Source organism: Paenibacillus sp. FSL R10-2796 (assembly GCF_037965315.1).
GTDB lineage: Bacteria > Bacillota > Bacilli > Paenibacillales > Paenibacillaceae > Paenibacillus_AQ > Paenibacillus_AQ odorifer.
The window spans coordinates 2,549,155-2,564,037 of record NZ_CP150178.1 but is presented as its reverse complement, the minus strand read 5'-3'; the positions used below and the strand labels follow the sequence as shown (position 1 = coordinate 2,564,037).

Annotated in this window: 14 protein-coding genes and 1 riboswitch; of the genes, 3 read left to right on the top strand and 11 right to left on the bottom strand. The window is 42.7% G+C overall.

The window, feature by feature from the left end; genetic code table 11:
* Positions 1-2: 2 nt before the first annotated feature.
* From rd to NST58_RS11395, 3 genes are read right to left on the bottom strand one after another with little or no spacing between them, the layout of a single operon-like run.
* A complete protein-coding gene (gene rd, locus NST58_RS11405; protein ID WP_076130123.1) occupies positions 3-185 on the bottom strand; it encodes a rubredoxin in 183 nt (60 codons plus the stop codon).
* Positions 186-213: 28 nt separating this feature from the next.
* The gene (locus tag NST58_RS11400; RefSeq protein WP_036689346.1) at positions 214-1,428 is read right to left on the bottom strand and encodes an FAD-dependent oxidoreductase; all 1,215 of its coding nucleotides are present in this window, start codon (positions 1,426-1,428) and stop codon (positions 214-216) included.
* 16 nt (positions 1,429-1,444) lie between these two features.
* On the bottom strand, positions 1,445-2,683 hold the full coding sequence (locus NST58_RS11395; protein ID WP_036689344.1) for an FprA family A-type flavoprotein: 1,239 nt from the start codon (positions 2,681-2,683) through the stop codon (positions 1,445-1,447).
* Positions 2,684-2,952: 269 nt separating this feature from the next.
* Between NST58_RS11395 and NST58_RS11390 the strand changes: the two genes are divergently transcribed.
* Positions 2,953-3,969, top strand: a complete 1,017-nt coding sequence (locus NST58_RS11390) for a CapA family protein (protein WP_076130122.1) — start codon at positions 2,953-2,955, stop codon at positions 3,967-3,969.
* 78 nt (positions 3,970-4,047) lie between these two features.
* On the opposite strand, the gene NST58_RS11385 is transcribed toward NST58_RS11390, so the two are convergent.
* Complete coding sequence (locus tag NST58_RS11385) at positions 4,048-5,151, bottom strand: NADH-dependent flavin oxidoreductase (protein WP_076130152.1); 1,104 nt, start codon at positions 5,149-5,151, stop codon at positions 4,048-4,050.
* Positions 5,152-5,323: 172 nt separating this feature from the next.
* Complete coding sequence (locus NST58_RS11380) at positions 5,324-6,172, bottom strand: DUF6612 family protein (protein ID WP_076130121.1); 849 nt, start codon at positions 6,170-6,172, stop codon at positions 5,324-5,326.
* Positions 6,173-6,289: 117 nt separating this feature from the next.
* Positions 6,290-6,381: riboswitch (cyclic di-GMP riboswitch) on the bottom strand.
* Positions 6,382-6,584: 203 nt separating this feature from the next.
* Here NST58_RS11380 and NST58_RS11375 point away from each other — a divergent pair.
* A complete protein-coding gene (locus NST58_RS11375) occupies positions 6,585-7,103 on the top strand; it encodes an RNA polymerase sigma factor (protein WP_076301217.1) in 519 nt (172 codons plus the stop codon).
* Positions 7,087-8,700 carry a DUF4179 domain-containing protein gene (locus NST58_RS11370; RefSeq protein ID WP_339247786.1) on the top strand — a complete coding sequence of 538 codons (1,614 nt, stop codon included), beginning with the start codon at positions 7,087-7,089 and terminating at the stop codon, positions 8,698-8,700. Before NST58_RS11375 ends, NST58_RS11370 begins: the two co-directional genes overlap by 17 nt.
* Before the next feature lie 152 nt (positions 8,701-8,852).
* Here NST58_RS11370 and NST58_RS11365 read toward each other — a convergent pair whose 3' ends face one another.
* The 6 genes from NST58_RS11365 to NST58_RS11340 form a co-directional block, all read right to left on the bottom strand.
* Positions 8,853-9,653 (bottom strand): Cof-type HAD-IIB family hydrolase, encoded by an 801-nt coding sequence (locus NST58_RS11365; RefSeq protein WP_076280260.1) that lies wholly within the window; start codon positions 9,651-9,653, stop codon positions 8,853-8,855.
* Between the two features lie 261 nt (positions 9,654-9,914).
* A complete protein-coding gene (locus NST58_RS11360) occupies positions 9,915-10,679 on the bottom strand; it encodes a pseudouridine synthase (protein WP_076186699.1) in 765 nt (254 codons plus the stop codon).
* Positions 10,680-10,681: 2 nt separating this feature from the next.
* Positions 10,682-12,202, bottom strand: a complete 1,521-nt coding sequence (locus tag NST58_RS11355) for an RsmB/NOP family class I SAM-dependent RNA methyltransferase (RefSeq protein ID WP_076140926.1) — start codon at positions 12,200-12,202, stop codon at positions 10,682-10,684.
* 101 nt (positions 12,203-12,303) lie between these two features.
* A complete protein-coding gene (locus tag NST58_RS11350; protein WP_076130116.1) occupies positions 12,304-12,756 on the bottom strand; it encodes a DUF309 domain-containing protein in 453 nt (150 codons plus the stop codon).
* The gene (locus tag NST58_RS11345; RefSeq protein ID WP_036689325.1) at positions 12,746-13,558 is read right to left on the bottom strand and encodes a GTP pyrophosphokinase family protein; all 813 of its coding nucleotides are present in this window, start codon (positions 13,556-13,558) and stop codon (positions 12,746-12,748) included. Before NST58_RS11345 ends, NST58_RS11350 begins: the two co-directional genes overlap by 11 nt.
* A gap of 34 nt (positions 13,559-13,592) precedes the next feature.
* Positions 13,593-14,687, bottom strand: a complete 1,095-nt coding sequence (locus NST58_RS11340; RefSeq protein WP_339247781.1) for a quinone-dependent dihydroorotate dehydrogenase — start codon at positions 14,685-14,687, stop codon at positions 13,593-13,595.
* Positions 14,688-14,883 lie beyond the last annotated feature (196 nt).

The window sequence follows — 14,883 nt, the reverse complement described above, 5'->3', positions numbered from 1 at the left end:
CTTTAGGATACAGAAGTTTTTTTATCTTCAACCGGCGCAAAATGACTGGTATCTTCACCGCATACCGGACAGACCCAATCTTCAGGCAAATCTTCAAATGCAGTGCCTGCAACAACATCCTCATCGGGATCGCCTAATGCCGGATCATAGATATAACCACAGGGTAGACAAATGTATTTTTTCATCTTTATCATCTCCTAAAAAGTTAATAGTTTAGTTCAACCTGGTTTGTACTTCAGCCATAATCTCCTCGATGCTACTCCCGTTAACATCGATCCCCTCAAGGGAGATGCCATACTCTACAGCGGTTTTATACCCCAGAGAAGCAGCTGCACCTTGCCAGGATATCGCACCGATCATTGTGTTATCTTTCACATAGATACGCGTATACGCCCCATTGTCATCTCCGCTTACCGCCGTATCGCAACACTGTTCATCCACGTTGCCTATCGAAAATAAAGAGATACCAAAGGCGGTAAACAAGGTAACCGGAACAGCTCTACGATACGCCGTCAGATTGGCGACCATATTACTGCCGGCAATCCTGCCCTGCTCAATCGCTCCGCCCCACAGTCCTTCCACATGCCCGTTAATTTCAGCCACATCTCCGGCTGCATACACATGCGGATCATTTGTTTGCATTTGTTCATTTACGATAATGCCCTGCCGGACTTGAATATTCGAGCCACTTACCAGTTTCGTATTCGGTACAATACCAATAGAGTAGACTACATGGTCACAGGAAAAATGAGATTGGTCGTGCAGCGTAATTCCGGTAACATACTCAGTTCCTGTTATAGACGCTACATCAGCTCGAAGAATAACCTTCACACCTGCTTGTTCAAGGTTCTCTTTAAGAAGCTGTGAGGATTTCTCATCAAGCTGTCTGCCCATCAACCGGTGAAAAGCTTCGATCACCGTTACCTGATATCCAGCTTCATGCAGCGCCCAAGCGGTTTCGATTCCCTGCACTCCCCCACCGATTACGGCTACATGGCTGCCATCCTGCAGGTTTTCTTTCAATCTGTCCGCGTCGTTCATATCCCGGAGGGTATGAACATTGTTCAGGGCGAAGCCCTCAAGGGAGAGTGCACGATTCTTCGCTCCCATACACAATAAAAGCTTATGATAAGAAACACTCTGCCCATCTTCTGTCACAACTATTTGCCGGTCCGGGTGGACAGAACGGATTCGGGTCGAGGTTTTTACGGAGATACGGTTATCGCGGTACCATTTTTCCTTTTTAATCAGCACCTTCTCACTGTGCAGGTCGGTAAACAGCCCTTTGGTCAGCTTAATCCGGTTATAGGGCAGTAGACTTTCCTCCCCGAGGATCGAAATTTCCGATTCTGCGTCTTGATCACGGATGGCTTTGGCGGCATGGACGGCGGCTACTCCTCCGCCAACAATAACGTAATGTTTTGTCATCCTATGTTCCTCCTCCCTAAAATGAACTCAGCAGCAAATCCGAAACAAATTCAGCCGCATTTTTAATTTTTTGAACTTTCTCAGGCTCTTTCGGGGAAAATCTGATTCGTACAGGGAACTCTACATGTGTCATCCCCGTGGTTTTAATAACCTCAGATGTGCTTTGCACCGTCATGTTTGTTCCATTCAGATAATCCTGAATGACTTCAATGGCTTCACCACTCCAGCCGTAGGAGCCAAAGGCTGCAGCAAGTTTACCTTCCAGATTCATATTGTGCAATTCTTTCAGAATGTTCTCCAGGTTCCCAATCATGTCCGCGTATTTAGTGGAGCTGCCAATAAAGACCGCGTCCGCTGACGTTATGCTGTTCAGAATATCAGTGGCACTACTTTTATCTGCATCCCAGACCTCTGTCTCTATATTATTTTCCTGCAAGCAATCCTGTATGATTTTGGCCATCTTCTTGGTACTGTTTTTGATGGTGGTATATACGATGGTTGCCTTTTTTCCTTGCGTTGTTTCACGGCTCAATGTGGCGTACATCCCGATATATTTACGTATGTCCTTCCGGATCACAAATCCATGGGAAGGAGCGATCATCCGGATCTCAAGATCCTTAACAGCCTCTAACAGGGTTCTTACATATCTTCTGTGAGGATGAATAATTGCTGCGTAATAGCCCTCGAAATCTTCCGTAATATCAAACCCGGCTTCATCGCTGAATAGATTCTCCACCGCAACATGCGTGCTGAAAATATCACAAGGAAATAAGATTTGATCTTCGATACAATAGGTGATCATCGTTTCTGCGGTATGGAGATACGGTGTTTCTTTAAACAGCAGCGTTTTCCCGCCAATATCCAGCTTATCTCCGTCTTTAACCACCAGGAAGTTCCGGCTATGAAGCTTGTACATTTCCTGCAATTCGGGAACAGCAATCTCGGTGCATACGATCGTGGCATTTGCAGCCTTGGCAGCGAGAGCTGCCAGTCCACCAGAGTGATCAGGCTCTGTATGATTAATTACAATGTAATGGATATCTAGAAGATCAATCATTTCACCCAGACACTCGGCATATTCACGTCCGAATTCCATATCTACGGTATCAATGACAGTTGGCTTACCTGTTTTTAATAAATAAGAATTATAGGTAGTTCCTTTTGCCAGAATCAGGCGGTGAAATGGAACCTGGCGGTTATCGATTTTGCCTATCCAGTAAGTATCCTCGGCGATTTTTTTGAATTGTGTACTCATTTCTTTAACCTCCAATGTTTGATTGATAATGTTTATCAACAACCTTATTTTATTATGGCTGCCAAACAAAAAAGAGGATTTGAATCAAATTATAAAAGTTTGAAAAAAATGAATACCTTAAATTTAGACGATCTAAATAAAGTGATTATGCGTTGAGTCACATTTTAAATAAAAAGCCACACAAATGTTTGCACTTCGCCTTAAAGAAAGAATAACCCCTAACAACTTTATGCCATATCCTAATGAAAATAATAAAAAGGTGGATATCCATGACTGAAATACAAATAGCTGCTGTGGGAGATCTAATGGTCAAACGTTATATTATTTCGGATGCTAAACAGCCTGACGGAACCTATTCGTTCAGCCCCCTGTTTGCAAAAGTAGCTCCTTATCTGAAACAGGCTGATTTGACGATTGGCAATCTCGAAACCACCTTTGCTGGAAGCGGCCCCGAATGCCGGAAAAGCCCCCGATCAGGCGGTCCGATATTCAAATGTCCAGACGAACTGGCCCCTGCACTTAAGGAAGCCGGATTCGACGTATTAGTAACGGCCAACAATCATTGCATGGATTATGGTGCCCCGGGTCTGGTTCGGACGTTACGAGTTCTGGACCGTAATGGAATCGACCACACGGGAACAGCTAAATCATTAGAAGAATCCAAGAGAACGCTTATTAAAAACGTCAAAGGAATTACGATTGGCATCCTCTCCTACACAGCAGGAACCAACCGAATTCCTGTACCAGTGAGTAAGCCATGGCTGGTTAACCGGATATCTACGCCCAAGATCATTCGGGAGATTCGAGATTTAAAAAAGAAAGTCGATCTAGTCTTGCTTTATCTGCATTTCGGAAGCGAATATCGTTACACTCCAAACAAGAGGCAAAAAGAGCTGGTCAATCTCTTCTTTAAAAATGGCGCCGACATCATACTGGGGTCTCACCCACATGTTCTTCAACCGTTAGCGCTTCGTGGAAAAAAACAATTCGTTATTTACTCATTGGGGAATTTTGTTTCGACTAAACTAATGAATATTCCTTATACACAAAGCGGTATCATTCTTACGCTTAAAATAAAGAAGGATGAAAAAGGACACACGAGTATAACTAACGTAGGTTACATCCCGACTTGTGTAGATCGAAGAATAAAAAGCGGCAGGAAAATTACAGAGATCATCCCCATCCGCGACGCATTAAAGAGAAGCGACACCGACATAAAAACAGAACGGCGAAATCTCATGAATCGAATGTTGAAACATACGACAACAATCTTAAAGAGGGAATAGAGTCGTTACAGAAAAATAACGTTCCGCGGAATTTACCGCGGAACGTTATAGATTTAGACCTCAAAACTGTGTTTGGGTTTAGCGTAAACGATCAGGCATCATTAATTTAAGGAATTCTAGAATACCATTCTCTACTACGAGTTCTTCTCTATCTTGATCAGCAAGTACTCTTCTGATGATATCTTCTTTACCCTCCAGCACTTTACTTGTCCAATGAGGATCAATGATAAGAGATCGTCCTACTGCTACTAATTCAGCATTTGTCAACGTGTCCTCTGCGTCCTGTTTGGTACGGATATCTCCTACCCCAATTAAAGGTACACGGCCATTGATTTTCTCATGTACATATTGCAGGATTGATTTTTCTTTAAAATCTTCTGATGCAGATACTTTCTTAAAATCCCCTAATGAAATATGCAGATAATCCAGCTTTTTATCAGCTAATTTATCAATAAGATAAAAGGTATCGGTGATTTTAATTCCAGGCTCTTCATATTCTTCTGGAGAAAAACGATACCCGACAATAAAATCCTTAACCTTTGAATTGTCAACGACAGCAATAACTGCATCCACTAATTGGTTAATGAAATTAAATCTTTTCTCTAAGCTTCCGCCCCATTGATCTTCACGACGGTTGGAGTGTGGAGAGAAGAATTGTTGGATTAAATATGTGTTTGCTCCATGAATTTCTACCCCGTCAAATCCAGCTTGAATAGCACGTTGAGTCGCTTTTTTAAAATCCTCAATTACACCGAAAATTTCATCTTCTGTTAATGCTCTTGGAATTTCTGCATTCGGGCGTTCGGCAGCAATGGCGCTGGAGGAAACGGGTTGTACGCCACGCAATATTTTTGAATCTGTCATTCTTCCTGCATGGAATAGCTGTAAAATAGCCTTTGTTCCATTTCGTTTAATAGTAGATGCTAATCGGCTGAGGCTAGGAATAAATTCATCGGAGGAAACACTAAGTTCACCTTCCCATCCTTTTCCACCCTCTTGTACATTTGCTGCCGCAGTGATGACCGCACCTACTTCGCCCGTTCTTAGCGAATAGTATTTCAATTCATCTTGTGTTACTACACCGTCATAAAAGCTCATTCGCGTGGTCATTGGAGCCATAAACACTCGGTTTTTTAATGTCAGCCCTCTGCGAAAAGTTAATGCTGTGTCTAGTGCTATCATCTTTTTCCCAACTTTCATTAAATTATATTTAGATAAATTATTATATACATGCGCATACATATAAATTACAGCAATGATTTATTCTTGTCAACTAATAAAGAACTGCTGTTGGATACAACAAAAAGCGCTGTTCCGCTGAACAGCGCTTTTCGCTCGTTATGAATCGTCCTTATTATTCTAGTTCGGCCGGTTTTACAATGGCTGCACCTTTATTATTTTTGGAATATTTAGCTTCGATTTTCGTGGTGTATGTATCTTTGGCTCCATCACTTACCAGCACATAACTCAGATCGACTGTCAGCTTTTCCGTTTGCCAGGTCTTAGTATTGACGAATAATTTCCACGTTACGCTTTTGGGTTGAACTGTCTCTCCATCCCAGAGGTTCTCCTGGTCATAGAGTTTGATTATCCCCTTAGCTGCTGTCGGATCGGTTACCGTGAATTGTAAGACTGTTTGTGCGCCAGCAGTGCTGACTTTCATGGATTTTTTATAACTTTTGACCGAATCAAGCATGGAAACAGGATCGTATTGGCCTTTAGAGTAAAAGGCATCCCATTCCGTTTTCTCCAGTCCAAGCCAATATTGTGCATCAGGATCGATTGGCTCCCCGTCATCGTCGTAACCTTCATCTTCAGATTCATCGATCAGTTCACTTCCGTCTACAAGATAGTAAAACTCCTTGTCATTGGCATATAGACTGTACGATGTTTCTAAAAGACTACTAGCGACAGTGCCTGCTGCGGCAAAATTCGGCAGACGGTTGATATCCAGCTTCAGAGTGTTGGTGTTGCTGATACGCACCCCGCTTCTTTGAATATCCTGTTTTTTGGTCACATCCAGATGGAAATTCTTTATTGCTTTGGAGGCTGCCGTTACTTTGCTGATCATCTGATCCGCGGTTACTACTGTTGAGGTAGCTGCTGACACTACTCCTGGATTAGACATCCATCCGATCGTTCCGGACAGCAATAAAGCACCTACTGCCAAACTAGTACCTATTGTTTTGAAAAAACTGTTCATGTACTTCCCCTTTCGGCCCCTTGCGATAATGTAACGCCGTATAGGTCGAAATAATAAAAGAGCTCAAAATAGACTACATATTCTTAGAGCTATCCTTTATGCTTCATAAGACATCCCTATGGCGGCCTGGCGATCATTTCCTTCTGTCGAAAGGTTTTAGACCCATGGCTTTGTGTCATCATCTTTCGATGATTTTACCTTTAACGCGGACATTCAATTAGTTTTAATAGATTACGGACGCATGTCCCACCGCTAATTTTATCATGGTTATAATTACCTGTAAACGACTTATCTTCCATTCGAATTCGCTATGATACTCAGAAGAAATACTACAATCAAAATGAAAAATGAACGATTACATACGCTTATAAGTCTTATTAATGAGAACAGCAAAGACAGGGGGTGCAGCAAAATGAGTGACCGGGAAATTTTCGAGCTCTATAAAGAACAAGTATATTATTTTTGTTACTACTTAATGAAAAATCAGGCAGATGCGGAGGATATTTCCCAAGAGGTATTTGTAAAAGTTATCTTAGCGGATAAGTCGAAGGTAAGAAACTTGAAAGCTTGGATTTTACGAATTGCTTCGAATGAGTGCAACAGTGTGATCAAAAGGCGTAAGACGGGGTGGATGAAAGAAGTACGTAATTATTTACTATCCAGGTCTGAGGAATCAAACCCTGTAGAAAAACGTTTGGATCGACAGGAAACTAAAAAAGAATTACAAGGGTTATACAGTCAGCTTCCTGACAAAATCAGAATGGTAGTAGTCCTTCGTTTTATAAACGAATTGACTGTACCCGAGATCTCTAAAGTTATGAGCATACCCGAAGGAACTGTAAAATCCAGACTGAACAAGGGACTTAAAATACTAAATAGAATGGGTGGAACCCAACTAAAGGAGCTGAATAGTAATGAGTCTGTATATTGAAAAAGATAAACATATTCCCCGACCGGATTATGATTTGATGTGGACTGCCATAAAACAAGAAGCTTATACACGTCAAAGAAATCTGCATGCCTCCCAGAATACTCCTAGGTCTAATAAAAAGGTTATTCCTATCAGTATTGTCTTCTCTTGCCTCTTACTTGTAGCCATTCCTGTATTCGCTAGTATGACGATTAATTGGGATAAAATTGGTGGTCGAAGTGTGAGCAATGCATTAAATAACGGCATCGGTCAACAGTATAATCTTCAAACTTCCAGTTCAGGAGTAACAATGAATTTGAACGGTGTTGTAACTGATGGAGAAAAAATGAAAATGCTGTTATCACTTGATACTAAATCTGATCTATCCAAATATACTGGATTTGCTACAGAGGAAAACATCATGACTAGTGAATCCGGTGCCAAGGCAAAGGTATACGGTTATTTAGAATACGATCCTGAAAACCAGAAACTCATTGGAGTATATGAGACACCTGATACATTAAAGAATGATAAAAAGGACTACAGGTTTGAAGCACGGAATCTCATTTTTTACAGTGATCGGAATATTCCCTTACAATCTAATCATCAAGCAGGGGATACTATCAATACTGGAGTTAAGCAATATCCAAGCATTCAAATCGAATCCGTTCGACATGTTTCCAATCAAACCATTATCCGTTACAAAGTCGCTGCATCACCATCTGACTTAGGACGGGGTAATCCACATTTGGTAGTTAGTACTGGTGGTCAAAAGAATGAAGCAATTCCAACCATCATGCCTAACGAAGGATCGGATTTATTTATTGAACAGGTTTTCAATATAACTGAATCAGATTGGAAGGAAGCTAGTCTTCATTTTAGTTACATTGAAGAAGCGAAACGATTTTCAGGTACGTGGAAGTTCGATTTTAAAGCAGATGGACAAAAAGCAAGTGAGGCGATTTACACTAAGAAACTGTATAACAGTCCTGAATTTCAAGAAAAGACCGGCATAACCTTAGATCAGCTAGTGGTTACCCCTTTGGATATCCAAATTCTAATAGATGAAAATGATTCGCTTAAAAAAGGAATTGTCCACTATAATACCGCTCAGTTGGTTATAGGTGATCAAACAATCACTGGGGGTTGGAATTTGAAAGGAGATCATTCCGAAAGCTACCAGCATTTATTTCAATTCGAATCTCCGGAATGGTATAACGACTGGTCCGATGTTCCAATGAAACTTATATTAAAGGATGCTGTCATTGAGAAACGTGATACTACTAAGAATTGGATCACTATAAACAAACCTAAAGAAGAAAAGCAGTTCACTTCACTTGATGTCGATGGGTTAAAAATTGAATTCACTTACTATACTGAGGGCGAAAATTTGATTGTCGAATCAACATCCAAATCTTCTGGCTTCAAAAGCGTTAACCAAACTACGTTACGGATTAATGGCAAAGAAGTGGTGCCTGAAATTACACCTAAGGGCATGATATCTACAGGAACTAATATTGATAGCTACAAAGATATCCCTTTCGACGAAAAAATCGAACTGAACCCTGGAATCTATAAATATAGCGATCCTAGCCGGAACGAGGAAATTAAACTTTAATGCAGGAAGTTAATCTATGTCCCGCCCTTTCTAGTTAATCCTAAGGGCGGGTTATTTATGGATAAAATCATTTCTGTTTATGTTTCTCTTTTATTTCCTTTACAACAAAAAAAGCATAGAACGGACTCAAGTCCGCTTTATGCTTTCCATTATTAAGATAAACAATATTTAACCAGCGCATCTCGCACACCATGCTCGTTGTTAGACCCCGTGACAGCATTCGCTGCCGCTTTGACCTCAACCGGAGAATTATCCATCGCAACGCCCATACCCGCGTATGTAAGCATAGAAATATCATTAAAATAATTACCGATCGAAAGAACTTCCTCTTGCGGAATTCCCAGCTTCACAGCCAGATTCTTTAAGGCGTTGCCCTTGGAGGCTTCCGGATGCATCAAGTCAACGAAAAATTCACCACTGCGCAAAATATTGTACTCATGGGTCCAAGTACGCCATTCACGTTCAGCTTCGTCAAGGATTTCTGGTTGTGTAAATACAGTAAACTTAACAACCGGTTCACGGAAATCTTCCCATGCTGGCAGTGTAGCCGGCATGATACGGAAGTGTTCATACATATAATTGGCTTCTTTGGTCAGGTTTTCTACATTATCTACATACATATCAAAAGCCGTATTCACATCATAATGAATATCATGCTTTCTACAATAATCAATATAAGGGTCAAGACCACGAGCATCCATACCGTATTGATGCAGCACTTCCCGATCTTTCACACGAACCGTAGCAGCTCCATTATGACCCAGCACATAACCAGACAGCCCCATTTCCTCCATAAAAGGAATCGAGTTCTGCGGACTGCGGCCGGTACATAACACGATCTGCCCGCCAAGACGCGTAACCTCAGCAATGGCTTCTTTATTCTCAGTGCTCAAGTGGTGATCATCATTCAACAGTGTACCATCTACATCTAGTGCAATCAGTTTGTATCTCATACTCCCACCATCCTTGTCTTTCTTTTTCTATATATATTGAACCTGGCTATTTGAGTTAAGTTTCAGTCGCAACTGCGGTTAATATTTGGACTTCCAGCCGCTGTTGTTTCCAGATTTCTTGATTTATACCGTTTACTAGTGGTTGAAATCCGGAAACAAAGGCGGTCGCTATCGCTTTTACAGTTCCAAATTTCCCCTCCGCCACTTCATTCCCTAATCCCAAGTTTCCAAATTCAATTTACATACCATTTTTTCTCTATATTATTGTTCTAATGCTTCTGTACTTAAGAGTGCCAGTTCCTCTAGCGTAAGTTCACGACTAGCTCCCAGTGGCAGGCTTTCGTCCAGCTTCAATTCTCCCATAGATACTCGTTTCAGAAAAGTGACTTTTTTGCCGACAGCTTGGAACATTCGCTTAACCTGGTGAAACTTTCCTTCTGTGATGATCAGCGAAATATGTGAGATTACTTTACTGCCGCGTTCTCTTCCCAATATAGTTAGCTGTGCAGGTAAAGTAACATATCCATCTTCCAGCTCGACACCTGCCGCAAAAGCCGCTACATCGTCTGCATCTACGTCTCCCTCAACTGTAGCTTCATACGTCTTAGGGACATGCTTGCGTGGCGATAGTAGCTCGTGAGCAAGCTTTCCATCATTGGTGAGCAGAAGCAGCCCTACTGTGTCCTTATCTAACCTTCCTACAGGAAAAGGTTCAAACTGTACATATTCCTGCTTTAAAAGATCCAGAACGGTCCGATCCCGCTTGTCCTCTGTTGCCGACAGGACTCCCGGTGGCTTATTCATCATAAGATAAATAAATTCACGATAGGTAACAAGCTCGCCGCCAACCACAATTTTATCGTGATAAGGGTCTACATGAAATCCACTATCCTTGACGACTGCACCATTCACGGTAATTAAACCTTGCTTGGCTTGTTTACGAATATCGCTACGTGATCCTACCCCCATATGGGACAATACTTTATCTAAACGCTGCTTTTTTGCAGTTTTCCCTGATAGGCTCATTCTTACATCCACCTCCAGCCTGCGGGATATTCATTCTTGAGCACACCGTCCTGCCACTTCCCCCAGCCTGCACTATAACCATCTATGCAGACCAGTACGTATCCTTTTTGGGTAGTTCCTATTTTAATAGAGAGACGTTCTTGACTAATCAACAATGTCTCTCCTTTAAGATAGGAAATAGCTTCATTACTCGTACTGGAAAGTGAGACACTTCGGCAGCTCTCTTCAGGGTGTAACGCGGTAGCCATTGGATGTCCTGGGATAAATCTGCCGTTACGGACATGTCCTACATACCATCCTGGACGAATCGCCTTTAATCCATTTAATCTTTCCTTAGGTAGTGGGGAGATGTACAGATGATCACCGAAGAAAATCGGATACCCTTTTGGCTCCCAGCCAAGCTGGTCTTTTATAAAATCTCCATATGCAGCCAAGGCTTGCTCTTCTCCTGAACCTTGACGGCCACGTTCAGCGCCAGCAGCAGATTTATTAGAGAACTTACCTTCTTTCCCTCGTCTGGCTTCTGGTTTGTTTGCGGATTTAATATGAGCAGTGCCTTTTTTATTCGTATTCCGTGTAACTGCACTCAACTTAACTTCGGCTTGATCACGTTCCTCTGCAGATACCTTTGGCCCCACATGCTGCAGCACAGCCATGAAATGTCCTTCACCTTTTACTTTATGCGGCCATAGTCTTGCTGTCCCTGATAGTTCTCCAAAACCAGGAGCAAATGAGCCAGTGCCTCCAACTGTAATCACCGAAAACTGTGGATGTTCAGAAATAAACTCCGCTATAATTTCTTCATTTTCTTCTGTAGCAAATGTACAGGTTGAATAGACAAGTGTACCTCCCGGTGCCAACGCTGTTGCAGCAGAACGTAAAATATCCCGCTGCATGGCAGCATATTTGGCAGGTGTACCTGAATCCCACTGCTTCACCATGTCTTCATCTTTACGGAACATCCCTTCACCTGAGCAAGGAGCATCAATCAAGATTTTGTCAAAATAAAGCGGGAATGCCGCTGCAATATGATCTGGACTTTCGTTTAGTACGATACCGTTGCGCACCCCATATAGCTCTAGATTTTTGGCTAAGGCTTTCGTGCGTTCTGGATGAAGATCATTGGTAACCAACAAGCCTTCTCCTGAGAGCTTGGCAGAAATCTGTGTGGATTTGCCCCCAGGTGCAGCGCATAAATCAAGAACACGATCTCCTGGCTGTACATCAAGCAGTTCCACAGGTGCCATAGCGCTTGGCTCTTGAATGTAATACAATCCCGCGTGATAATGTGGATGTTTACCTGGTCTGGCCCCATCCTCTGTATAGAATCCGGTTGGACACCACGGAATGGGTTCCAGCTCTAAAGTGGAAAGAGCTTGCAATTTCTCCACTGAAATTTTCAAGGTATTAACACGAACGCCTCCGTTAGGGGTCTCCTTGTACGAATCCGCAAATTGATTATAATCCGTTCCCAGCAAGTCCATCATACGCTCGCTGAAAGAACTGGGCAGTTGTGCCGCCATGATGCCGTCCTCCTGATAGTACTGCTAAAATTTAGGTGTTTAAAGATTCAAGGAACACCCTTACGGGTGTTCCTTTGGCAATACTCATTTATAGAGGATCATTATTTACGATGAGAAGAGGTCGGTCTTTGAGGACCTCGTCGTTGAGGATTATTCGGTGTGATCACCTCAGCCGCAGAGTTCACTTCATCCGCTAGACCTTGATCAATGATTTCTATAGTCAGATCATAATAAGAAAATGGCTGCTGCTCACACGACTCCATGCGGCGAACATAATCCTTCACTTCCACCACCAGCTTAGCCAAATTAATGCCGAGTGTCACTGCTGAATATTCTTCCAGCTTGGCAGCAGCCCCGCTTAGCATAATCGTTGCACCACGCATATTATTATTGCGGCAATGGTACAACCCAACAGCTACTTGGAGAAGTGCTTTGTACAATGGGTCGCGTTGCTTGGCAAGCCATAGCTCCTCGAGCACCTCGTGACATTCGAAATAATCCCGGTCACGATTAAAGTACACTAGATAAGCCAAGTACAAAGGATCATAAGCCATCCGGCAAACTATCCTTTTTAGCTGCGGAGAGAAGTCCCCGTACATGATCCAGAAGCTCCTTCATCGCTTCCATGTCCTGAGCCTGCCATATTTCGTTAAATCGAGCCTGAGTATCTATAGCCTCATTCACCAAATGATAAAAATACAATTGATGAATAGATTTGAGAATTTGAGTCGTCATATTCGAGTTTTCCTCGAAGGTCTTTTGCGCTTCCAGGATTTCATCACGAATACTGGACATTTCGCTGTCCAAGATGGAGGCTGCTTCAGCTGCGGTTTTCAGGCGCACTCGCATTTCATCCGGCAAGCTTTCCCGATATTTATAATTCAGAGAGTGCTCTATGGTTGCCCAGAAATTCATAGCTAGTGTACGAATTTGGATCTCTGCGAGCACTATTTTTTGTCCCAGAGCTGTCTGCACAGGATATTTAATAATCATATGAAAGCTGCGATACCCGCTCTCTTTATAATTGGTGATGTAATCCTTCTCATACAGGACTTCAAGATCCTTACGAGCCCGGATATATTCGGCCACTCTGCGGATATCCTCCACAAACTGGCACATAATCCGGATCCCGGCTATATCTTCAATGCCTGTCTCCAGATCCTCCATCTTCACATTCAGGCGCTTAGCCTTCTCCAAAATGCTTGACAGCCGCTTTACACGACCAGTTACGAATTCAATCGGCGTGTATTCCTCTCTTTTCTTCAACTCCGAACGCATTGTTTTGAATTTAACTTTCAATTCTTCCACAGTCTGTTCATATGGAAGCAAAAAAGTTCCCCAGTCCCTGCCGTCCATCGCCTTCGTCCTCCTGTCCTTTCGACTCCTTCAATCAGTGATGATCAGCACCCACTGCTTCAGAGATATGACTGAATCCGTCCCGCCGTAAGAGCTGCCGTAATCCGGCATGCAGCCTGCGGTTAACCTCAGGTCCTTCGTAGATGAGTGCTGTATAAATTTCGACCAGACTTGCGCCTGCTCTTATCTTGTCATACGCATCCTGACTGGTGAATATGCCCCCTGAACCTATGATCGGCATCTTCCCTTCAGTCTGGCGATAAATCCTACGAATGATTTCCGTTGACCGGTCACGAAGTGGCTTACCGCTTAATCCACCTGTCTCATTAGCCTTTTCATGACTAAGTCCATCCCGGTTCAATGTAGTATTCGTAGCAATAATACCATCCATACCAGCTTCTGTCAGTGATTGAACCATATACTCCAACTCAGAGTCACTTACATCTGGAGCAATCTTAACCAACAAGCTCTTATTCAGGCCTGTGGCTTTACGCTGAATCTCCATTTCTTCCTTTACTTGTGCCAGCAGGAACGCTAATTCGCTGCCATGCTGGAGACTGCGCAGCCCCGGTGTATTTGGTGAGCTGATATTGACCACAAAAAAATCACCGTACGGATAAAGCGTACGGATACACTGACGATAATCTTCATGAGCCGCTTCATTACTAGTTATTTTATTCCGTCCAATATTTACTGCTATTGGAACTCTGCGATTTTTTAATTTTTTTAGACGCTCTGCCATAGCGTCAGCCCCTTCGTTATTGAAGCCCATACGATTGATCAGAGCTTCATCAGAGGGAAGACGGAACAAACGCGGGCTATCATTTCCCGGTTGACCCTTAGGGGTAACCGTCCCCACTTCCATAAATCCGAATCCGATCGAAGAGAATCCAGTAACGGCCTCGGCATTCTTATCCAAGCCTGCTGCCAGTCCAACTGGAGTCGGAAAATGTATGCCAAACAGATCAACTGCTAAATCTGCCGTTTCAGGAACGCCATACATTAAACGCAATGCCGCGCTTCCCCCTGGAACTGATGATGATTTATCCAATCCACCTATGACGAGATGGTGAGCCTTCTCAGGGTCCAGCTTAAAGAAAATTGGTTTACCAAAATTACGATACAACACCGTTCTCGCTCCTTAAGGGGTACTTCACTAATCCACGTGTCTACCCGATTCTGTAGGTTTCTTCTTAATTTTAGCCTTTTCTTGAACAAAAGAAAAGCATTTTACCCTGTAAGTGTGCAGAGAGCTTAACCCAAAGTATAGTAATTTTCTTGTAAACGCATTACAATATAGGGGTAATCAGCGATTAAGAGAGAAA